At 45.7% G+C, this 21,907-nt stretch carries 25 protein-coding genes and 4 tRNA genes; 23 read left to right on the top strand and 6 right to left on the bottom strand.

Annotated features, from left to right (window positions below; translation table 11 throughout):
* Positions 1-3: 3 nt before the first annotated feature.
* The 17 genes from ftsH (at position 4) to H6A32_RS09795 (ending at position 12,598) form a co-directional block, all read left to right on the top strand.
* Entirely contained in the window at positions 4-1,866 is a 1,863-nt protein-coding gene (ftsH, locus tag H6A32_RS09875; protein WP_191434556.1) for an ATP-dependent zinc metalloprotease FtsH, read from the top strand.
* A gap of 25 nt (positions 1,867-1,891) precedes the next feature.
* A complete protein-coding gene (locus H6A32_RS09870) occupies positions 1,892-3,940 on the top strand; it encodes a glycoside hydrolase family 13 protein (protein WP_087168866.1) in 2,049 nt (682 codons plus the stop codon).
* A gap of 97 nt (positions 3,941-4,037) precedes the next feature.
* On the top strand, positions 4,038-5,756 hold the full coding sequence (locus H6A32_RS09865) for an LCP family protein (protein ID WP_243424891.1): 1,719 nt from the start codon (positions 4,038-4,040) through the stop codon (positions 5,754-5,756).
* 122 nt (positions 5,757-5,878) lie between these two features.
* Positions 5,879-5,960 (top strand) — tRNA-Tyr (locus H6A32_RS09860).
* Between the two features lie 4 nt (positions 5,961-5,964).
* Positions 5,965-6,051: transfer RNA gene (locus H6A32_RS09855), tRNA-Leu, on the top strand.
* A 237-nt stretch (positions 6,052-6,288) separates the two neighbouring features.
* The gene (locus H6A32_RS09850) at positions 6,289-6,759 is read left to right on the top strand and encodes a hypothetical protein (protein ID WP_346342268.1); all 471 of its coding nucleotides are present in this window, start codon (positions 6,289-6,291) and stop codon (positions 6,757-6,759) included.
* A 36-nt stretch (positions 6,760-6,795) separates the two neighbouring features.
* The gene (locus tag H6A32_RS09845; RefSeq protein WP_204864251.1) at positions 6,796-7,479 is read left to right on the top strand and encodes an ankyrin repeat domain-containing protein; all 684 of its coding nucleotides are present in this window, start codon (positions 6,796-6,798) and stop codon (positions 7,477-7,479) included.
* Between the two features lie 176 nt (positions 7,480-7,655).
* Positions 7,656-8,072 (top strand): YjdF family protein, encoded by a 417-nt coding sequence (locus tag H6A32_RS09840; RefSeq protein ID WP_204864250.1) that lies wholly within the window; start codon positions 7,656-7,658, stop codon positions 8,070-8,072.
* Positions 8,073-8,252: 180 nt separating this feature from the next.
* Positions 8,253-8,504 carry a hypothetical protein gene (locus H6A32_RS09835; protein WP_138373582.1) on the top strand — a complete coding sequence of 84 codons (252 nt, stop codon included), beginning with the start codon at positions 8,253-8,255 and terminating at the stop codon, positions 8,502-8,504.
* An 86-nt stretch (positions 8,505-8,590) separates the two neighbouring features.
* On the top strand, positions 8,591-8,893 hold the full coding sequence (locus tag H6A32_RS09830) for a hypothetical protein (RefSeq protein WP_346342267.1): 303 nt from the start codon (positions 8,591-8,593) through the stop codon (positions 8,891-8,893).
* 166 nt (positions 8,894-9,059) lie between these two features.
* A complete protein-coding gene (locus H6A32_RS09825) occupies positions 9,060-9,644 on the top strand; it encodes a TetR/AcrR family transcriptional regulator (RefSeq protein ID WP_204864249.1) in 585 nt (194 codons plus the stop codon).
* 19 nt (positions 9,645-9,663) lie between these two features.
* Complete coding sequence (locus tag H6A32_RS09820; protein WP_204864248.1) at positions 9,664-10,194, top strand: flavodoxin domain-containing protein; 531 nt, start codon at positions 9,664-9,666, stop codon at positions 10,192-10,194.
* A gap of 63 nt (positions 10,195-10,257) precedes the next feature.
* Positions 10,258-10,563 (top strand): hypothetical protein, encoded by a 306-nt coding sequence (locus tag H6A32_RS09815; protein ID WP_087168818.1) that lies wholly within the window; start codon positions 10,258-10,260, stop codon positions 10,561-10,563.
* A gap of 6 nt (positions 10,564-10,569) precedes the next feature.
* Positions 10,570-11,052, top strand: coding sequence for an RNA polymerase sigma factor (locus tag H6A32_RS09810; RefSeq protein ID WP_087168817.1), 483 nt, complete (start codon positions 10,570-10,572; stop codon positions 11,050-11,052).
* Complete coding sequence (locus H6A32_RS09805; RefSeq protein WP_087168816.1) at positions 11,036-11,788, top strand: anti-sigma-I factor RsgI family protein; 753 nt, start codon at positions 11,036-11,038, stop codon at positions 11,786-11,788. The genes H6A32_RS09810 and H6A32_RS09805 overlap by 17 nt, the downstream gene beginning before the upstream one ends.
* Positions 11,789-11,882: 94 nt before the next feature.
* Positions 11,883-12,458, top strand: a complete 576-nt coding sequence (locus tag H6A32_RS09800) for a helix-turn-helix transcriptional regulator (protein ID WP_204864247.1) — start codon at positions 11,883-11,885, stop codon at positions 12,456-12,458.
* Positions 12,455-12,598: a hypothetical protein gene (locus H6A32_RS09795; RefSeq protein ID WP_191427530.1), complete on the top strand. Its 144-nt coding sequence runs from the start codon at positions 12,455-12,457 to the stop codon at positions 12,596-12,598. The genes H6A32_RS09800 and H6A32_RS09795 overlap by 4 nt, the downstream gene beginning before the upstream one ends.
* Positions 12,599-12,736: 138 nt before the next feature.
* Here H6A32_RS09795 and H6A32_RS09790 read toward each other — a convergent pair whose 3' ends face one another.
* The 5 genes from H6A32_RS09790 to H6A32_RS09770 form a co-directional block, all read right to left on the bottom strand.
* Positions 12,737-13,840, bottom strand: coding sequence for a glycerol dehydrogenase (locus H6A32_RS09790; RefSeq protein WP_087255434.1), 1,104 nt, complete (start codon positions 13,838-13,840; stop codon positions 12,737-12,739).
* A gap of 154 nt (positions 13,841-13,994) precedes the next feature.
* Complete coding sequence (locus tag H6A32_RS09785) at positions 13,995-14,426, bottom strand: RNHCP domain-containing protein (protein WP_087168813.1); 432 nt, start codon at positions 14,424-14,426, stop codon at positions 13,995-13,997.
* 377 nt (positions 14,427-14,803) lie between these two features.
* Positions 14,804-15,337: a hypothetical protein gene (locus H6A32_RS09780; protein WP_087168812.1), complete on the bottom strand. Its 534-nt coding sequence runs from the start codon at positions 15,335-15,337 to the stop codon at positions 14,804-14,806.
* Positions 15,330-15,557 (bottom strand): hypothetical protein, encoded by a 228-nt coding sequence (locus H6A32_RS09775; protein WP_087168811.1) that lies wholly within the window; start codon positions 15,555-15,557, stop codon positions 15,330-15,332. The genes H6A32_RS09780 and H6A32_RS09775 overlap by 8 nt, the downstream gene beginning before the upstream one ends.
* Before the next feature lie 13 nt (positions 15,558-15,570).
* Entirely contained in the window at positions 15,571-16,476 is a 906-nt protein-coding gene (locus H6A32_RS09770; protein ID WP_242959084.1) for a GTP pyrophosphokinase, read from the bottom strand.
* A gap of 140 nt (positions 16,477-16,616) precedes the next feature.
* On the opposite strand from H6A32_RS09770, the gene H6A32_RS09765 reads away from it, so the two are divergent.
* From H6A32_RS09765 to H6A32_RS09750, 4 genes are all read left to right on the top strand, one after another.
* Complete coding sequence (locus H6A32_RS09765; RefSeq protein WP_204864246.1) at positions 16,617-17,192, top strand: hypothetical protein; 576 nt, start codon at positions 16,617-16,619, stop codon at positions 17,190-17,192.
* A 243-nt stretch (positions 17,193-17,435) separates the two neighbouring features.
* Positions 17,436-17,759, top strand: a complete 324-nt coding sequence (locus H6A32_RS09760; protein WP_087168808.1) for a hypothetical protein — start codon at positions 17,436-17,438, stop codon at positions 17,757-17,759.
* A gap of 130 nt (positions 17,760-17,889) precedes the next feature.
* Positions 17,890-17,962: transfer RNA gene (locus tag H6A32_RS09755), tRNA-Phe, on the top strand.
* 3 nt (positions 17,963-17,965) lie between these two features.
* Positions 17,966-18,036 (top strand) — tRNA-Gly (locus H6A32_RS09750).
* A 79-nt stretch (positions 18,037-18,115) separates the two neighbouring features.
* Here H6A32_RS09750 and H6A32_RS09745 read toward each other — a convergent pair.
* Positions 18,116-18,979, bottom strand: a complete 864-nt coding sequence (locus H6A32_RS09745) for a methionyl aminopeptidase (protein WP_087168807.1) — start codon at positions 18,977-18,979, stop codon at positions 18,116-18,118.
* Positions 18,980-19,195: 216 nt separating this feature from the next.
* On the opposite strand from H6A32_RS09745, the gene H6A32_RS09740 reads away from it, so the two are divergent.
* Both H6A32_RS09740 and dnaX read left to right on the top strand, forming a co-directional pair.
* On the top strand, positions 19,196-20,278 hold the full coding sequence (locus H6A32_RS09740) for a 6-phosphofructokinase (protein ID WP_204864245.1): 1,083 nt from the start codon (positions 19,196-19,198) through the stop codon (positions 20,276-20,278).
* Positions 20,279-20,320: 42 nt separating this feature from the next.
* Positions 20,321-21,901, top strand: a complete 1,581-nt coding sequence (gene dnaX / locus H6A32_RS09735) for a DNA polymerase III subunit gamma/tau (protein WP_204864244.1) — start codon at positions 20,321-20,323, stop codon at positions 21,899-21,901.
* Positions 21,902-21,907 lie beyond the last annotated feature (6 nt).

The raw sequence follows: 21,907 nt of genomic DNA, 5'->3' as shown, positions 1-21,907 counted from the left end.
AGGTTGAATAATAAAAAGAACAGAGGCTTCGGCAGCGTATCAGTACTGATATTCATCGTGCTGATCTTCCTTGCTTTCTGGGTAACCAATCAGTCACAGCAGAGAAGCAGGACGCTGACGCTGGATGAATACCATGAGGCCGTCGAAGGGAACCGGGTGGAAAGCGCTGTCATCTATCAGGATCAGGCAGTTCCGACGGGTCAGGTTGAACTTTTGATGAAAGATTCCGGAGAATACCGGTATGTCAATATTTCCAATGTTCAGAACGAACAGAATTATCTGGAAAGTGAAGGAATCAGCTGTGAGTTAAGTGAAGTACCGGGTGAAAATGTATTTCTGACATCGATTCTTCCAACGATCATTATGGTAGGCGCGATTTTCCTGCTTTTCGCATTTATGCGAAGACAGAGCGGCGCAGCTGACGGAGGAGCGGGTGCCAAAGCAATGAATTTCGGAAAGAGCCGGGCCAGAATGAGTACGGATAAAGACAAAAAAGTCACATTCGATGATGTGGCAGGACTCAAAGAGGAAAAAGAGGAACTTGAGGAAATTGTGGATTTTCTGAAAAATCCTCAAAGATATATTCAGGTAGGGGCGAGAATTCCGAAAGGAGTACTGCTGGAAGGACCTCCGGGAACAGGTAAGACACTGCTTGCGAAGGCTGTAGCCGGAGAGGCGGATGTACCGTTCTTTACGATTTCCGGTTCAGACTTCGTGGAAATGTTTGTCGGAGTCGGAGCATCCCGGGTAAGAGATCTGTTTGAAGATGCCAAGAAACATGCACCGTGTATTATTTTTATCGATGAGATTGACGCTGTTGCAAGACGCAGAGGAACCGGTATGGGAGGCGGACATGACGAAAGAGAGCAGACACTGAACCAGCTCCTTGTGGAGATGGACGGATTCGGAGTCAATGAGGGCATCATTGTCATGGCTGCGACGAACCGGGTAGATATTCTGGATCCAGCAATCCTGCGTCCGGGACGATTTGACAGAAAGGTTCTCGTAGGACGTCCGGATGTACAGGGAAGATTTGAGATTCTTGCCGTACACGCAAGATCCAAGCCGCTCGGAGATGACGTTGATCTGCGGCAGATCGCGCAGACGACAGCCGGATTTACCGGGGCGGATCTGGAAAACCTGCTCAATGAAAGCGCGATTTACGCGGCAAAGCAGGCCCGCATGTACATTACACAGGAGGATATCCGGCGGGCATTTGTCAAAGTCGGAATCGGCGCGGAGAAGAAGAGCCGTGTGATTTCAGACAAGGAAAAGAGGATTACGGCCTACCATGAGTCAGGACACGCGATCCTGTTCCATCTCCTACCGGATGTTGGGCCGGTCTATACGGTTTCCATCATTCCGACAGGAAACGGTGCGGCAGGATATACGATGCCGCTTCCGGAAAAGGACGAAATGTTCAACACAAAAGGGAAAATGCTTCAGGACATCACGGTTTCCCTTGGAGGCCGGGTGGCTGAAGAAATCATCTTCGATGACATTACGACAGGAGCGTCACAGGATATTAAACAGGCTACAAGCCTCGCAAAAGCGATGGTGACCAAGTTCGGCATGTCAAAGGAGGTCGGCTTGATCAATTATGACAATGACAGCGACGAAGTCTTCATAGGAAGAGACCTTGCCCATACAAGGGGCTACGGTGAAGCGGTTGCAGGGAAGATTGATGAGGAAGTGAAACGAATTATTGACGAATGTTATGAAGAAGCAAAGACAATAATAAATGAGCATATGGACGTATTACACAAGTGTGCATCTCTCCTTCTGGAAAAAGAAAAAATTTCCAGAGAAGAGTTTGAAAGTTTATTTACAGAAAGCTCTCAGGAAGAACAGATGCTGCCGGAGTAGATACGGGAAGAAAGGGAGTATGTTTATGAATAAACAGGCATTATTTTGTGATGGGACGGGAGTATATGTCATCCCGCCGGAACCGGTAGAAAATCAGAAGATAATTTTAAGATTCCGAACGGCGAAAGATGATGTGCAGGAAGTAAAAGTGGTCACAAGTGAGGCCTGTTTTTCTATGGAAAAAGGGCAGTCATCAGAAGTTTTTGATTATTATAATACCCGTATTCAGATAGGAAACGAGCCTTTGAAATATCACTTTGAAATTCGGGGAAATGATGGAGAAGTGGTGTATTTTAACCGCTACGGGGTAGTCGAAGAGCCGATGAAGACCTACGAGTTTGTGTTGATTCCCAACTTCTCCACACCGGAATGGGCCAAAGGGGCGGTAATGTATCAGATCTATACGGACCGTTTTTATAATGGAGATCCGGATAATGATGTTGTGACAGGGGAATACTATTATCTTGGAGCCAGATCCGAGAAAGTAGAAGACTGGAACCAGAAACCGGCCAAGGCGATGGCGATCCGTGAATTTTACGGCGGGGATCTTCAGGGAGTGCTTGATAAGCTTGACTACCTGCAGGAGCTCGGTGTTGAAGTCATATATTTTAACCCGCTGTTCGTTTCGCCGTCTAATCACAAATACGATATTCAGGATTATGATTATATTGATCCGCACTTTGGCAGGATCGTAAAAGACGGCGGAGAGATCCTTCCGGAGGGGTGTGCGGACAACAGTCAGGCGACAAAATATCAGGTACGAAGTGCCGGAAGGGCAAATCTGGAGGCAAGCAATCAGTTTTTTGCCCATGTGGTCGAGGAGATTCACAGACGCGGCATGAAAGTCATTCTTGACGGAGTTTTTAATCACTGCGGATCCTTCAACAAGTGGATGGACAGAGAAAAGATCTACCTGAAAGAAGGAACGTATGAGCCGGGCGCATACATTTCAGCGGACAGCCCGTACCGGGACTTCTTCAAGTTTTATAACGAAGATCCGGGCGCATGGCCGGATAACGGAAACTATGACGGCTGGTGGGGTCATGAAACGTTGCCAAAGCTGAATTATGAAGAGTCCGTAAAACTGGAAAACTATATTCTCAGGATCGGGAAAAAATGGGTTTCGCCGCCGTATAATGTGGACGGATGGAGACTGGACGTAGCGGCTGATCTTGGGATGTCAAAGGAATACAATCACGATTTCTGGAAACGCTTCCGGATGGCTGTCAAAAGTGCGAATCCGCAGGCGATTATTCTTGCGGAGCACTATGGAGATCCGAAAGAATGGCTTCAGGGAGATGAATGGGATACAGTCATGAATTACGATGCGTTTATGGAACCGCTGACCTGGTTTTTAACCGGTATGGAAAAGCACAGCGATTTCAGCCGGCCGGATCTGTGTGACAATGCGGATTATTTTATCAATTCCATTACGCACCATATGGCAGCAATGCCGACTCCGTCACTTATGACGGCAATGAATGAACTGTCAAACCATGACCATTCCCGTTTCCTGACACGGACGAATCATATGGTGGGACGTGTTGACCAGCTGGGACATGAAGCGGCAGAGATCTATACGAATCCGGCTATCATGAGAGAAGCTGTCGTGATGCAGATGACCTGGGTAGGAGCGCCGACAATCTATTATGGCGATGAGGCCGGGGTATACGGATTTACAGATCCGGACAACCGGAGAACATACCCGTGGGGAAATGAAGATAAAGAGATGATTGCTTTCCACAAGGAAGTTATCGCTATTCACAAACGTTACCGCGCATTCCGGACAGGATCGCTCAAGATGCTGACCTGGGAAGAAGGGATTCTTGCCTATGCGCGCTTCAATGACAGAAGACAGTTTGTTGTTATCGTGAACAACAGAAGCGAGGCGGCAACAGTCCGCGTACCGGTCTGGCCGGCAGAGATTCCGATGCAGGGATTTATGAGAAGGCTGATCTATACATATGATGAAGGATATACAACAGAGTTTGAAGAGTATATTATAGAAAACGGCGAGATTGTCCTTAATATGGGGAAACATTCCGCAATAATTTTAAAAAAGCGTGAATATTAGCCAAAAACTTGACAAACCGGCATAGATGTAGTAAAAGTTATAAAATAGTACAAGTGCGAACAGACGCAGGAAAGACCTACGAAAGGATAAAAGAACTATGGTCCAGAAAGAGAGTGGAAACGGAAAGCTTCCAGAGAACAGACCGGTACGCCGGCAAAAAAGGCGTGCGGACGCATCCGGTCAGAAGAAGTCCGATTCAGACTATAATTTGGATGAGGGACAGGAACGTACAACGACAAGAAAGCGAAAGACAGAGGGGACAAGACGGAAGATTCCTGACAGACTTACGGAGGAGGAAAAACGGGCAAGAAGATTGAAGGAGATCGGAAGACGTAAAGAACGAAAAGCCGAGCGCGCTGGTGCAGCCAGAGGTATGGTATTTTTCGCATTTCAGCTTGCGGCATCTCTGGCATTCTTGTGGCTTCTGTGCTGGATGGATATTCTGCTTATGGAATACCTTCTGGGAATCGCGGGAGTACTTCTGGTACTGCTTGGAATCACATTGATTTCACAGCTGGCTGTACGGGGAAAGGGCAAGATTGTCGGCAAGGTATTCAGTTTTTTGATGACGATTGTTCTGGCTGTCGGATCTTTTTATGTTTATAAAACCGGCGGGGCGCTCCTGAGCATTGCAGGCGGCGGATCGGAAAGTCATAAGATGGTTGCGGTCGTAAGAGAAAGTGACAAGGCAGAAGAGCTGAGCGACGCAGAAGATTATGTGTTTGGAATCCAGTATGCAACGGATGGAGAAAACACTGATAAAGCGCTTTCTAATATCAATAAGCAGTTGAAAAAGAGCATCGATACCGAAGTGTTTGATAATATGGAAGAGATGGCGCAGGCTCTGATGGATGAAGAGATCGATATCATTGTTTATGATTCCAACTATCAGAATACGATGGAGAAAGCGTCAGAAGGCTTTGGCTCCAATACAAGGGTGATTTACGAATATACAGTAGAAGAGACGCAGGATGTTTCTCTGGATGTTCCGGTTCAGTCAGAGCCGTTTACCGTGTATATCAGCGGTATTGATATCTACGGAAATGTGGAGGATTCCAGTCGAAGTGATGTTAATATCATCGCCACGGTCAACCCGACAACGCATCAGATTCTGCTGGTAACGACTCCGCGAGACTACTATGTGGAGATTCCGGGTATTTCCGGCGGCATGAAGGATAAACTGACACATGCAGGAAATTACGGGGTGGATGTTTCGATTGATACACTGGAAGAGCTGTATCAGGTATCAATTCCATTCTATGGGAGACTGAATTTTACCTCCTTTATCAATATTATTGATATTCTGGGAGGTGTAGACGTAGAGTCTGAATATGCCTTCACAACAGGCACCGACGCCGGAGCTGTTGTTGAAATTCAGGAAGGCACGAATCACCTGGACGGTCAGGAGGCACTTGCGTTTGCAAGAGAGCGTCATGCGCTTGTAGACGGCGACAATCAGCGTGGAAAGAATCAGGAGGCACTGATTACCGCAATGATCAAAAAGATGGTATCTCCATCCATGATCGTAAAGGCGGCTGATATCCTTAACGAGGCAGCCGACAGTGTAGAGACAAATATGTCCATGAAACAGATCCGGGCACTGATCAAACAGCAGCTCAGCGATCACTCAGACTGGCAGATCTACTCGATGGCAGCCGACGGTATCGGCGGTCAGGAGATGTGCTATTCGACCGGAAGTCAGTATCTTTATGTGACGATCCCGAATGAAGACACTGTGGCCGAGATTGCGGACATGATTAACAAGGTGGAGGCCGGAGAGATGATCGAAGGCTCTGAGACGGCTGATGGAACCTGATAACCAACGGTTAGGATTAAGATTTATGATACAAAAGAAAGCGCAAGGGAAATTTTCCTTGCGTTTTTCTTTGGAATGTGGTATAAATAGTTATTGGCAGGGCATGATACCCTGTATCATAAGGATGGATTCCCGAGTGGCCAAAGGGGGCAGACTGTAAATCTGTTAGCAACGCTTTCGGTGGTTCGAATCCACCTCCATCCACTTTGCCGCAGTGGCGGAACTGGCAGACGCACAGGACTTAAAATCCTGCGGGACTTATCCTCCCGTACCGGTTCGATTCCGGTCTGCGGCAGGTCTTGAGAAACGCTTCAAATTCGTTAGACAGCGGATTTGGGGTGTTTTTTCTTTTTATGGAAACATTGTACAATGTTGTAAAGCAGAGCTTGTATCGGAGAATGCGCATGGATAAACGTATTAAGAGTGGGTTCTGGACGGGGGAACGGTCTTATATGGAAGCGCCTCTGAGTTAAGGGCTACACTGGAATATGATTTTTCTCAGGAGAGAGAGTTCAGTTATAAAGGCCTTTCGATGAATGAGATTATCCATCATCTGGCGGTATTGGTCTCAAGATTATGGCAGATTCATATCTTTGGCGAGGGCAATACGAGAACAACAGAGTATCTGGAATTGTTTTTAAGGAATCTGCTTCTGAATGAAAAAAATGAACTTCATAACCGATATTTGCATATAAGTGGACTTTGGAAGATGCAAAAAGTAGACATTGGAGAAGGGAAAGGAGACATTCAGAGTTCGAAAGTAGACATTGAAAGTCTGATTGCGGTGAAAGCGACAGATTTTTCGGAAAAGACAATTTCTCATATTTATAGAGTGTATGACAAGTTCGGTTTTGATATGATTTTTGGGCGAACCGCAGTTGGTGAACTGCTTGGACTTCAGAATTCAAGTGCCTCCAAGCTGCTTGCTAAACTGCTGAGGGCAGAAATAATAGAGCCGGTGTCCGGTCACGGGAAAGGGAAATACAGGTTTGCGAGAAGATAGATAAAACTGAATTTGAGGAGTGCATAAAAACAGAAAATGAAAAAATTGTTTATTGTTATCCGTCAAGGAAAGCTTGATGAAGTAAAGCGTATCATTGAACGAAAGCCGGAGGTGGTTAATTGCGTTTCTGGAGCATTGCCGAAAAAAGATCACGGGCAGTCTCCGCTGCAGGTTGCGCTTAAAGCTGGAAAATTTGAAATTGCCGATTATTTGATTGAACATGGAGCGGATGTAAACTTTATGGAAGCCGAAGATGAAGACCCTGGATTACGGGCGCCGGTTTTGTTTGATGCGATTAGCGCTGCGGTGATTTCGCTGTGTTATAAAAGATTTGATGAATCAGAGATTGCATTTGGTTACATTGAGAAGCTTGTGGAAAAAGGCGCAGATGTTAATAAGCTGGCATCAAATGGATACGATGCAATGAACTGGGCCGTAAGCCAGGCCGAATTGTTATTTGAACGACCGAGTGTATACCCGCAATCCCAGAAGGCAGTGCGAAAGCAACTTGCAAAAATTCTTGATTTGCTCATTGAACATGGAGCAGATTATGTGGCCTGGGCTGATAGAGGGCATTATGCCAAACCCTGTCCGGGACCAAGCAACAGAAGCATGTATATTGATGATTTTATACCACAAGATGGGGCGGATGTCGATAAGAACAAAGAATTGAGAGCGTTTATGCAGGAGTATTTCAGAAGCAGAAATTTACATATTTAGTTAATCCTGACAGTATGGCATGATTATATAAAAAGCAAAGATAAAAACGCAACGTATGTAGTAATACATACCAGAGCCGGTAGGTAGCCCGGCCGTCCTGCATATGCAGGGTAAGTAACCTGCCCCTCCGGGTTGTCCATTCTTTGCTCATTACAATTTACTAAGGAGGGATTGTCATGGGCAAAGTGAGTGGCAAACTAATAGTTTATTTTGAAGATCCATTTTGGGTAGGTGTTTTTGAGCGCATCGAGGATGGAAAATTATCTGCGATGAAAGTTACATTTGGATCTGAACCAAAGGACTACGAAATTTATGAGTTTATACTGAGACGCTATGATTGTTTGCAATTCAGCCCGGCTGTGGAAACTGCTGTCAGGGAGAGCAAAAAGAACCCTAAAAGAATACGGCGTGATGCAGGGAAACAACTGCAAAATACAGGTATTGGGACGAAATCACAGCAGGCTTTAAAATTACAGCAGGAACAGGTCAAACAAGAATACAAAGTGAGAGGCCGGGAGAAAAAACTGATTGAAACGAAGCGTAAGTTTGAACTGAAGCAGCAAAAGAAAAAAGAGAAACACCGGGGCAGATAATGCTCCGGTGTTTCTTGAAAAATACTATTTTCTGAGGAAGCATATAGCTTCCTTATTTTTTTGTGTTATTGGTGACTATAGTGGTTTTTAATATTTCGCAAACAAAACGGAAATGTTTCGCCAATATTCGGGCTGTATTCTTATACCATCAGATGAAGATAAATGAAGGAGGAAAGGATAATGGCAAAATCAAGGCTTGTAAAGGCGAATGAAAAAATAGCAGAAAAAGTAGTCGGCGGCTACAAAAAGATTGAGGAAGGAGTAGTCGGCGGTTACAAAAAAATCGAGGAAGGCGCCGTCGGAGGGGTCAATAAAATATCGGATTCTTTTGTGGACCAGTTCCTGACAAAAGACGGCGAGTCGATTGAAGAGGCGAAAGCAAGACTTGCAGAAGAACAGAGAGCACGTCAGATGAAAGCAATGGTAAAGTAGGAGGAGAGAGAACATGAAAAAAAGTAGTTTTGTAGCAATGATTTTGGGAACAATCGGGGGAATCTTTTTTTGCGCTTGGGATGTGCATGGCATTGATACCGGAGTGGAATGCCTTCCAGCCGGGAGTGGTTATGGGCGTTATCGGCGCGGTGATCCTTTTAATTATGGTACTTGTCTGGAGAAAGATGGAAAATAAAAATCCGATTCATCTGTCGGGAAAAACAATCGGAACGGTTCTGCTTGGAATTATTGGAGCATTGACGCTTGGCGTAGGCATGTGTCTGACGATGGTATGGAGCAATATGATTGCAGGAATTGTGATTGGTCTGGTGGGAATCATTCTTCTGTTATGTCTGATTCCTCTGACAAAAGGATTCAAAGAACAGTAAGGAAAAATCCTGTACGCTCTGTTTGTGGTGGCGGTCATCACCCTGGTTTTTGTGGGAAACGTGATACTGGGATAAAAAGCAGAGATTGATATTGACATTAGTAACATAGTGAATATAAAATAGTTATATAAATAATTTGTATAACTATTTTTTTATGGAGAAAAAGATGCCGAAACAGAGAATTACAAAAGAGATGGTCGTGGAAGCGGCGTTTGAAATTGCAAGAAATGACGGAATGGAGCATGTACTGGTCAAGAATATTGCGGAAAAGATCGGTTGCTCTGTGCAGCCGATCTACAGTTACTGTAGAAATATGGATGGACTGAAGGCTGATGTGACAGGCCGGGCGTTGGAGTTTGTGCGGGAATTTGCAGCGGCGCATATTGACCCGTCAGATCTCTTTGCCAGCACAGGCAGAGCGTATGTACAGCTTGCAAAAGAGGAGCCGAATATTTTCAAGCTGTTCATCCTGCATCAGAGAGAAGGAGTTTCATCGCTGAGTGAGCTGTACCAGAAGGAGACAGATCCACGGACCGCCGGATTTATTGCCGACAGGCTGAAAATCAGCAGGGAAGAGGCAAAAAATCTTCACCTGCATATGCTGATTTATACGATCGGCATTGGGACAATCTTCTGTATGACAACACCGGGCATTTCGACAGAGGAAATTTTTGAGCAGCAGGAAAAGGTGTATCAGATTTTTCTGAAAGAGACACTTGAAAACAAGAGAAACGGAAACCAGCAGGGATAGTGTTCAGTGAGGGATGATTATGGGCAGAGGAATTATCTTGTATCAATCAAAATATGGAGCGGCCAGAAAATATGCCGAATGGATCAAAGAGGCGACAGGCTTTGAGGCGGTGGAAGTGAAACAGGCCGAAATCGGTGAAGTCATCCGGTATGACGTAATTATTTTATGCGGAGGCATTTATGCATCCGGCATAGCGGGCATTTCGTTTCTGCGGAAACACTTTGACAGACTGAAAGAAAAACAGGTTATGGTGTTTGCGGTCGGGGCATCTCCGTACGATGAAAAAGCACTTGAGGAAGTAAAAACGGTAAATTTGAAGGGAGAACTCGCATCCATCCCTCTTTATTACGGAAGAGGAATGTGGGATGAAGAGAAAATGACATGGAAAGACCGGACCCTGTGCAGGATGTTGAAAAAAGCGGTAGCCAAAAAGGATCCGGACACCTACGAGCCGTGGATGAAAGCGCTGATGAGTGCGGACGGGAAACAATGTGACTGGACAGACAGAAGTTATCTGGAACCGATTTTAAAAGATTTTAAAAAAATTTGAAAAAAATGAATGGAAACATTCCTTTGAATCGTATTAGAGATGAAAGACAAAGGAGGGATTGAGATGAAGAAAATTGTAGCAGGAATTCTGGCGGCAGTAATCGGAGTATCGGTGGCTGCATCAGGGGCTGTAAAGGCCGGAAACAGACAGGAGACTTCAGCCGGCTGGAACAATGGGATCTGTGTAAACAGCTCGGTATGTCCGAACCATCATAACAATACAGGTGACTGTGCAGGAACGGGAACCTGTTATACAGATTCCGATCATGATGGTGTCTGTGACAATTATCAGAATAAAATCTGCAATAATGCAGAAGGACACCATATGCACCACCAGAACAGTGGATGCAGGGGAGGACGAAACAGGTAAACATGTATGCAAAGTGAACGAGAGGTAAACAGGGCGATTGAAAGGTATTCGGATATGGTCAGAAGAATCTGCCTGATCCACCTGCAGAATAGTGCTGATACCGAGGACATATTTCAGACGGTTTTTCTGAAATATGTCCTTCGTTCCATGCCGTTTGAAAATGAAGAACATGAAAAAGCCTGGCTGATCCGGGTGACAGTAAATGCCTGCAAGGATCTGCGCAGAAGCTTTTTCAGGAGCAGGACGGTCTCGCTGGATTCACTCCTGGAGATGCCGGCTCCGAACCGTCAGGACCACAGAGAAGTGCTGGAGGCAGTGCTGTCTCTTCCGGGAAAATATAAAGATGCGGTCTATCTGCATTATTATGAGGGATATACAGCGGAAGAAATCGGGAAAATTCTCGGGAAGAAAACCAATACGGTTTACACGATGCTGACACGTGCGCGGGCACTGTTAAAGGAAAAGCTTGGAGGTGAGGAGTACGGATAAGAGAATAAAAGAAGCGTTTGATCAGATTCACGCAGACGAAGAGCTGAAAGAACGCACAAAACAGTTTCTTAGAGAAAAAACAGATGGATACAAGAAAAAGAGAATTCGTTCCTACCGTACCTGGATCCCGGTGGCGGCATGTCTGGTGATTTTTCTGATTGCAGGGGGATACTGGAGCTTTTTCCTTCCGACAGCGGCGATTCAGATCGAAGTGAATCCTTCGCTGGAAATGGAAGTCAACCGCTTTGGTAGAGTGCTTTCTCTGGAAGGGAAAAATGAAGACGGGGAAAGACTGGCCGGGGAATTAAACCTCCGATTTATGGATTATGATGAGGCGGTGGATGAAATTCTACAAAATGAGCAGATTGCGGCACTTTTGAATCAGAATGAAATTTTATCTGTGGTTGTTATAGGAGAAAACAAGCAGAGTCAGGATATGATGGCATTTGTGGAAGAACTGGAACAGACACAGCACAATATCGACTGCTGCCATGCGACAGAAAGCGAAGCGCAAGAAGCGGAAGAAGCAGGACTTGGATATGGCAAATACAGAGCATATCTGGAATTGAAGGAGCTGGATCCCGACATAACGACGGAGGAAGCGGCCAATATGACCATGAGAGAACTTTATGAGAGGATCCGGGAACTGGAAGCGGATGGTGACACACAGACAAGTACCGGAACCGGAGGAAGCGGACAGGGAAAACATCACCATCATGGACATAAAAATGAATAGTGAATATAAAAAACAGCAGATTTGGAACAGCAATTTTATTTGGTGCGTCCTATACTAAATGTACCACGTGGAAGAAACAATAGGAGTGAGGTATATGGAAGCAGGAATCATTATTCGGAAAAGTAAGGAGTATATCGAAAAGCATATTGATGAAGTGCTGACAGTGGCAAAGATCGCTGGGACGGTTGGATATTCAGAATATCATTTTTCAAGAATCTTCCGGCAGGAGACTGGAGTTTCAGTGATGGAATATGTAAAAAGTGAAAAACTCCGAAGGGCGTCCGGGGATATACGGAATGGAGCGAAGATTGTGGATACAGCTGTAAAATATGGCTGGGAATCTCACAATGGATTTACGAAAGCATTCAAAAAAGAGTTTGGTTACTGCCCGGCCTTACTGCGAGCCATGGTTATGAGTATGAAACAGTTAGGAGGAAAAAATATGAACGAGGGAATGACTGGAAGACCAGAGGAACATGCTGAAAAACAAATGCTGTTTGAAAAATTAAAAGAGATGGTTCTGACATTGAATCCGGAAGAAGATGTGAGAAATCTGGAGCAGATCTATCTCTACGCATGCCAGATTTATCAAGGAATGAAGCGGATATGGAGACAGATCTTTTGGAACAGGTCACCTTGCTCCGGCTCGCCGAGCGTCTTCATAATATGAAGACGATTGAATGGATCGATGAGGAACAAAGAAAAAAACGGGCAGCTGAAACCATGGAAATTTTTCTTCCGTTGGCTGAAAAGACGGGCAATCATGAGATTGCAGAGGAACTAAAAACGCTGGCGGAAGAGAATTTGTAACGATGATGAATGTTTCTTTTAATGGGCATAATACAGCGGCAGGCGCGATTCATATGAACCACGCCTGCCGCTTTGTAATATGGGAATATCTAGAGGCATTATTCTTGCCGGACGGCTGTTTAAAGGTAGGATACGAACTTATTTTTCCTTTTCCGCAAGTGCCTCTTTTCCAAGAGCGTCCGCTGCAACGATAGCTGCGTAGAGCTGATCCGGAGTGACGTCCGCTACCATGTTGTGGATGGATTCACCTTCTACACAGGATTTCTCGGCGATAATGCGGATCTCTTCGTCTTTGGTGATACCGATTTCTTCCAGTGTAACAGGAAGGCCGACTTCCATACAGAAATTCTGTACTTCCTTGAATTCTTCTTTAGATGCCCGTTCCAGAACAAGCTGTACGAGGGTGCCAAAAGCAACGCAGTTTCCATGCGGAGCGCTGTGGCCGCCAAGTGCGGTAAGACCGTTATAGAAAGAGTGGGCAACGGCAAGCCCTCCGTTGTCGGCACCGACACCGGAGAGGTAAACATTGGCTTCGATAATGGCTTCCAGTGCCGGAGTTACCACATGGCATTCGCATGCCTTTTTTGCAGAAGCCCCGTATTCTTTCAGTGTGTCATAACAGAGCCGGCAGAGAGCCATGGCTGACTGGGTAATTCCGCCGGATTCCAGGCTCGGAGCGTCTGTGCGCTCGCATGCGCGTGCTTCAAAATAAGTTCCGAGGGCATCGCCCATGCCGGCAACCAGGAATCTGACCGGCGCATTAGCGATGATGGCACTGTCTACAATGACGGCTTCCGGGTTCTTTGGATAGAACAGATAACTGTTGAATGTTTCATCATCATTGTAGATAACAGAAAGACCGGTGCATGGAGCGTCTGTCGCTACAACGGTTGGTACAATAACGACAGGAAGCTTTTCGTAGTGTGCTGTCGCTTTTGCTGTGTCAATTGCGGAACCGCCGCCCACACCGACGACGACATTCAGATGGTTTTCTCTGACGATTTCCCGCATTTTTTCGATCTCCCCTGTACTTGAAACTCCGCCGAAGATTTCGTACTGGCGGACGTCGGATGTCCCTTCAAAACTTTTTTCGATCTTGTCGTGAGCCATCTTATATCCGCTTCTGGAGCAGATAAACAGCCACTTATCACCAAGACTGGTCATTTCCTTGTGGAATTGCAGCAGAGAATCTTTTCCCTGTACATATTTTTGAGGTGCACGCATCATTCTAAGTCTAAGCATATGTAAGACCTCCCTTTCGCCTTGTGTTTACTTTGTTATTTCTTTGACTATCAGTATAAAATATCTGATGTGAAAAGCAAGATGAATTATTCTGAAAAAAATATGCATAATTACGAATAATTTGTGCAAAAATGAAAACTTATACACATTAAAACTATTTGCGGGACAGCGTTCCGTCTCCACCCATGAGGAGTGTCAGTTCTTCAATCCTTTCCAGCGGGAAGGGCGGCAGACACAATGGCTTCATGGCGATGGACATGAGTTTCATTGGATTGTCATCGGCGGCAATCCGGTTGGATGAAAGCTTTCCGCATCGGCGGCAGCGGTGGATGATGGCCCATTCGCCGTTCTTGCGGGTCCAGACTGCGATCGGGTCCATGATGCCTCCGCAGTCAGATTCCCTGTCTCCCGGTTCGATGTCCACATGCAGGCTGGACAGGCAGTTCGGGCAGTGGTTGCGGTGGTCCGTTCCTGCGCCTGCTGAAACGACAGGGCGTCCGCACACCTTACAGGTGAAGCTGTCCTTGCATGGGTGAGTTTTGTAGTATCCTTTTTCGTATTTTTTCTTTTTGTTTTCACGGTTCATTGTCAGTTATCTCCCTTACACAAATACATTTTCGTTGATTTCCAATTGTCTGTGCAGGGCAATAAAAAAAGATAACTCCTGAAAGATGAGTTATCTCATGTACCGATATGCGGCCGCCAGGCATCTCCGGTATGCGGACATGCTCTTTCTGACAGCGCAAAAAACACTTTTCTTCTGAGAAGTGCGATCCGATTTCAATCGTAAAAAAGAGTACAATAAAAAACTCATCATCTTTCAGATGAAAACAAAATTTATTGCCCTGTTATTTACGATTTGCCGACATCCACTTCTCTCCCTTCTGCTTTAAGATTTTTTTATCATATCATATGGAAGTGGAATTGTAAAGAAAAAACGCCGTTTTCAGGCAGTGACAGCCCCTATGAATGGATCAGCTGCCCTGCCTGAAAGCCCATAATGACGAGCTCCAGCATTTTCGGATCATAGTCTCTGTATTTTAGAAAATAGTAAAGGGTATCCAGAAAGTTGAGGAATGCTTTTTTGGATGCTTCATCCAGAATCACGGATTTCTGGTCGCGTGTCAGGAAAGAAGCGATCCGTGTAAACGCGAATTTTTCGTTGAGGAAAGCCCAGAACTCCTCTTCGCCGTCGGTCTTCATTACCTGAAAAGGTTTCCGGCGAAGAAGCCAGTAGGTTTCATAGGCAAGCACCTTCCGCTCACTGATGTGCCTCATATGGTGAAATTCCTTCATGCGTGAAATATCCGTAAAATAATCCATGACTGCATGGGTTAGAATGGTTTCATCGATCCGGACGCTGTCGTGGATGCCAAGGCTTTCCAGAAATACAATACATTCTTTATAAAGCGAAGAGTAACGGTTCTTGATGACCTGTTCGGAAAATTCGGCCACGATATCTTCGTACTGTGTATAGATGGTCTCGATATCATTCATGATGATCTGCTCCTTCCAGTTTTATAATATCAAAAAACAGCTTGGATTTTACAAAATCGCAGTAGGAATTCAACTCGATATCCTCAATGGTGCTGTAACGGACGTGAGAGGTACTTCCAAGCAGGTGTTTGCGGATCTTTCCGCTTTGGATACGCTCCATCATGCGGTCGGCAGACTGGCTGATCGCCTCGGGAATGCCCGGCAGTGGTCTCTGATTCATGGGAATCCCTCCTTTATTCTTTTACGATGCTGTCAATGGCATCCTGTACTGTCTGTATCGAACTCAAATCAACTTCATTCAGCTTTTCTTTTGGCTTTTCATAGTCCAGCCTTGGGTTGACAATCGTCTGTTTCGGCTTGAAATTTTCGCTTGAAACATCACAGAGCCTTTTAAAGAAAGAGGCCATTTCATCACCCATTCCGGAAAGCCGGTTTAAAAGCTCGGAAAATTCCGTGAGCATCGGGTCGCTTTTCTTATAAGGATAGAGAATGTGATGGTCGATCTCTCCCCATCCCTCCTCGAAAAGAGTACGGATCTGCACTTCCATGTATACACCCTGATACTTCAAAATATAGTGGACAGAGCGGTAATGCTTCCGGTCGAAGATATTGTCGCTGGAGATCCAGTCGGAATAAATATCACTGAAATCTCCCAGACGCATGTGCACTTTTGGCGGTTCGGCCATATACCGGTCTTTGTCAGCGTGATAATCAGAAATACAGTTGTGGATATAAAGATCCGGATTGTTTTCAAAATGCTGGATCAGATATTTATGGAAGATCACCCAGTCTTCGCGGTACAGGATCAGTCCGCGGAACCCGATCGTGTCAGTGACAAACTTCATGTAATTCTCTTTTGTGAGCGTACGGTATTTCAGATAGTTTTCGCAGCGCTTCCGGATGATTTTCTCCACAAGATGCCATGGTGTCTTCACACGGGTACGGTAAGAATGAAGTCCCGTTCTCTGATCCTTATTTTTAATAAATTCCTGTAGAAATTCGTCCCGGATACGCTGAAGCTCAGGAAGACGTTTGGCATAGTCCTTTGCGATATAGCACAGATCATCCCAATCAAGTCCCGCCTCGCGAAATTCATCTTCGCTGATCGAAAAACGTTCCAGAAACTCTTTTTTTAACATAAGATCATATCCTTTGATTCCGTTCAATTCCCTGCTGGCAGGGTACCTCCCTATCATAGCATTTTCGAACCGGATTATCAACGTCCGGGGACGGAATGAAGGGATGGATGTTGAAAAAATGTGTGTGAAAAACATGCCTTGTGGAAAAGCAGCCGGAGCACTTGACAATGCGGAAAGGGCATGGCATGATAAGAGAACAAAAGCAAAATGGGCAGGGAGAGAGGAGGAAAAGAGATATGTTAGAACCAAAAGATTTTGAACAAATCAGTGGAATTATAGAAAAAACATTTCATCCAATCGAATATAGGCTCAAATGTGTTGAAGAAGAACTTGGCGGCGTTAGAAAGGAACTGGATGGTGTCAAAGGCGAAGTAAATGGAGTGAAGCAGGAACTGAATGATGTCAGAAGTGAAGTCGGCGGAGTAAACCAGGAACTGAATGATGTCAGAAGTGAAGTCGGCGGAGTAAACCAGGAGCTGAATGACATCAAAAGAAGTGTAGCCGGTGTAGAGAAAATAGTTAAAGATGTTCAACTGACTTTGGAAAATGAGACGAACAGGAATATCCAGATTATTGCGGAAGGACATCTCGACTTGAGCAGAAAGTTGGATGAGGCGGTTAAAATTGATAATGAAAAAGAAATTCTTAAGCTTCGGGTTAATCGCCTTGAAAGTGAACTTGAAAAAACAAAATCCAGACTTTCTGAAATTGCATAACTTTGGTTGAAAAATAACTGATCTTTGCGGGCCGATAAGCAACAAGGCTTCGGCCTGCACATCATAACTATCATTTGGATACAAGGTAATATCATCTAAGCAACAATTCTATTAAGCATTTTATCTGAAACAACAGAAATTTTACCCAAGATGTAATGAATCTTTAAGAAAAAATTCAGGACTCTCTGACCCGTTTTGTTATAATATTAGAGAAGGGGGAAGTTGTAAATGGCGGTGTAGAAGATGAAAAGAAGGAAAAAGATACGTACGATAAAGACAAAAAAATTCTGGCTGTCGATCATAGCCCTCGTTGTAATTATTGGTGCAATGTACGTGCTGATGCTTCCGCAGGGGGCTGCGCGGTTTGCAATTCTCAGATCGGGCCATCCGATTGCGGCATTGACGTTATCGATCACGACAGAAGGGTATCCTCATGAGCTGGAAGACGGGCAGATCGGTTATGTACTTGTGGATGCACCGTACGACAGGGAGCAGGGTGATGTAATGGATACCTGGATGGTGTACCGGCATGGGATGATTTATGTGGGAGAGTATGACACTAGATAAGATAAATTGAACATATAATAGATATATTAGAAAAAATTCCGAAAAATAAATTGGAAAAATTGAAAAAAAGTGTTGACAAATCTAAGAGGAACCCATATAATAGTCCATGTGCCAAGCGCACAAGACAAATGCCCAGATAGCTCAGTTGGTAGAGCAGAGGACTGAAAATCCTCGTGTCGCTGGTTCGATTCCGGCTTTGGGCATACGCGGGTGTAGTTCAATGGTAGAACACCAGCCTTCCAAGCTGGATACGTGGGTTCGATTCCCATCACCCGCTTTTTTTATTGCTCAAAAGCAAGGCCGCCGTATCATCAAGTAAAGATGATGCGGCGGCCTTTTCTTTGCCCGGAACATTGCTATTTCGTCAGTACCTCGGCGCCGTCTTCTGTAATAAGCACCATGTATTCGATCTGTGCAGAGAGTCCGTCGTCTTCCGTGTAGACAGTCCATCCGTTGTCTTCATCGATAAAGAAATCCGGACTTCCTTCGTTGATCATTGGCTCGATGGTAAACATCATGCCAGGAACGAGAAGCATCTCGCTTCCCTTTGGTGTGACATAGCTGACCCATGGCTCTTCGTGGAACTCCAGGCCGATGCCGTGGCCTCCGATGTCTTCCACAACGGAGTACCCGTTTGCTTTCGCATGGCTGTTGATAGCGTCTGCGATATCGCCGAGATGATTCCAGGGTTTTGCCTCTTTCAGTCCGAGCTCCACACATTCTTCAGTGACACGTACGAGACGTCTGGCACGCTCGCTGACTTCCCCGATGCAGAACATTCTGGAAGCATCGGAAAAATATCCGTCCAGAATGGTGGAAACGTCCACGTTGACAATATCGCCCTCCTGCAGGATGATGGATTCATCCGGAATTCCGTGGCAGATTTCATTGTTGATGGAAGTGCAGACACTCTTTGGGAATCCCTGGTAATCAAGCGGGGCAGGGATGCCGCCGTGCTCTGTTGTGAAGTCATAGACGAGCTTATCTATTTCGGCCGTGCTCATACCCGCATGAATGTGGGCGGCCACATGATCGAGGACAGCGGTGTTCAAGTCGGCGCTGATCCGGATTTTTTCGATCTGTTCCGGAGTCTTGATCATGGAGTGGTCCGGTACGATTTCGCCCTTTTCGGCATGAAGAGCGATTTTTTCATCCATCGCCATATGACACTTCTTATATTTTTTGCCGCTTCCGCACCAGCAAGGTTCATTTCGTTCCATATTCTCTATCTCCTTTGTCTTTCTGAATTTGTGAAATCTCTCAAAATCCGAGGGGGCATATGCCTCTCTTTTCCTATTATATCGCATTTCGCAGTTGTTAGCACCCTAAAAATAAGATATAATAAAAACATGTGGGAACTGTCGGGCCATGCTGTTTTACGAGGTCAGATGTATGGCGGAACAGTTATAATGTATGAAAAGAAAGGACGTGGGCATATGCTGAGAATCGGGATGCTGACAAGCGGCGGTGACTGCCAGGCACTCAATGCCGCAATGAGAGGTGTGGCAAAGGGGATTTTTGCCAAAGTAAAAGATGTGGAAATTTACGGATTCAGAGATGGCTATAAAGGATTGATTTATTCTACTTTTGATATGATGACCGAGAAGGATTTCTCCGGTATTCTGACACGCGGAGGTACAATCCTTGGTACTTCCAGACAGCCGTTCAAACAGATGAGAGTAATCGGTGAGGACGGAGTGGACAAGGTAGAGGCGATGAAGCACACCTACCATAAACTGAATCTGGACTGCCTTGTCATCCTTGGCGGAAATGGGACTCATAAGACAGCCAATCTGTTGAGGGAAGAAGGATTAAATGTAATTACGCTGCCAAAGACGATCGACAATGATCTCTGGGGTACGGATATGACGTTTGGTTTCCAGAGTGCGGTGGATATCGCGACAGATACGATTGACCGGATTCATACAACAGCCACATCCCACAGCCGCGTATTTATCATAGAAGTAATGGGGCATAAAGTAGGATGGGTGACGCTGCATGCAGGGATTGCCGGAGGAGCGGACATTATTCTGCTTCCTGAGATTCCGTATGATCTGAATGTGATCGCAGAATATATCAAAAAGCGTTCAGCGGCAGGAAAACGCTTTACGATCATTGCTGTCGCTGAAGGAGCGATTGCCAAGGAGGAGGCTGAGCTTCCGAAGAAGAAATTAAAAGAACTTCAGGAAAAGAAAAAAGCAAAATATCCGTCCGTTGCCTATGAACTGGCAGAGAAGATCGAGAGCAAGTGCGACAAGGAAGTCCGTATTACGGTTCCGGGGCATACACAAAGAGGAGGATCCCCGTGCCCGTATGACAGAGTTCTTGCGACAAGGCTTGGCGCGGCTGCGGCAGAGATGATTCTGTGTCATGAGTACGGCTATATGGTTGCCATCAAGGAGGGCGAGACATGTAAAGTTCCGCTCAAAGAGGTTGCCGGAAAGCTTAAGACAGTAGATCCGAAAGCGAAGATCATCAGCGAAGCACGTACAATCGGAATCAGCTTTGGCGACAAATAGATTGAGGAAGAATCAGGAAAAATCAGACAAGGAGAATGAATTATGTCTTATACTGCCTTATACAGGAAGTTCCGACCAGCAGAATTTGAAGACGTAAAGGGGCAGGACCATATTGTAACTACATTAAAAAACCAGATCAAGTCAGGAAGAATCGGACATGCCTATCTGTTCTGCGGGACAAGAGGGACGGGAAAGACAACGGTGGCAAAGATCTTTGCAAGAGCGGTCAACTGTGAGCATCCGGTAGACGGAAGCCCGTGCGGAGAGTGCGATATGTGCAGAAATATCGCGGCGGGAACTTACATGAACGTAGTGGAGATCGATGCGGCATCCAACAATGGTGTTGACAATATCCGGAGCATCCGGGAGGAAGTCGAGTACCGGCCGGCTCAGGGCAGGTATAAAGTCTACATCATCGACGAGGTCCATATGCTTTCCATCGGGGCGTTCAACGCGCTTTTAAAGACGCTGGAGGAGCCGCCGGAATATGTGATTTTTATTCTGGCGACGACCGAGGTTCACAAGATTCCGATCACTATCCTGTCAAGGTGCCAGAGATATGATTTCAGAAGAATTACGATTGATACGATTGCAGCACGTCTGAATGAACTGATGAAAAAAGAAGAGGTGGAAGTAGAGGAGCGGGCCATCCGCTACATTGCGAAAGCGGCGGACGGTTCCATGAGGGATGCACTGAGTCTTCTGGACCAGTGCATTGCCTTTCATATCGGAGAGAAGCTTACCTACGATAAGGTGCTCAGTGTTCTGGGAGCGGTGGACACGGATGTATACAGTGCCCTGCTGCGCAGAATGATTGACCGGGATGTCAAAGGCGTGCTTCAGACGGTAAACGATCTTGTGATGGAGGGAAAAGAGCTTGCCCAGCTTACCACGGATTTCACATGGTATTTAAGAAACTTGCTATTGGCAAAGAGTTCTGATAATATGGAGGATGTGCTTGACGTTTCAACAGAAAATCTGGCACAGTTAAAAGAAGAAGCACAGATGATAGAAAATGACGCTTTGATGCGTTATATCAGGATTTTTTCAGATCTGAGCAATCAGCTGAAGTACGCTACACAGAAGAGAGTCCTTCTGGAAGTGGCATTGATCCGGATCTGCGTTCCGCAGATGGAGACGCGCCAGGATACGATTCTGGAGCGGATCCGTGCACTGGAGGAAAAGGTGGAGAAGGGTCTTGTGGTGCAGGCACCTCCTCAGGGATACAGGGCGGCGGATGGCCCGACGGCACAGGAAATGCCGGGAGAGATGCCGGTACAGCCGAGGGAGGTTCCGAAGGCGCTTCCGGAGGATGTAAAGGAAGTAGTAAAAAATTTCAGAATGATAGCAAATGATGCATCCGGAATGCTCAAAGTTTATCTCAGACAGGCAAGGCTCAGTGTTGGAAATGCAGGCCAGCTTCAGATTATCCTTCCGGATGATCTGGCGGCAGGCGTTGTCGGGACCGAAGACCATAAGAAGGAGATTCAGGATCTGATCGTAGAAAGGACCGGAAAGAAAGTCGAAATCGAGGTCGGGAAGGTCGAGCAGGGCCGCAGATTTGAGGACAGCTATATAGATCTGGAACAGCTGATCCATATGGATATCACAGTGGAAGATTAGGAGGAA

The organism is Drancourtella massiliensis (genome assembly GCF_016900655.1).
Taxonomy (GTDB): domain Bacteria; phylum Bacillota; class Clostridia; order Lachnospirales; family Lachnospiraceae; genus Sellimonas; species Sellimonas catena.
The sequence above is the reverse complement of the archived record's forward strand: the minus strand, read 5'-3'. Positions and strand labels throughout refer to the sequence as shown.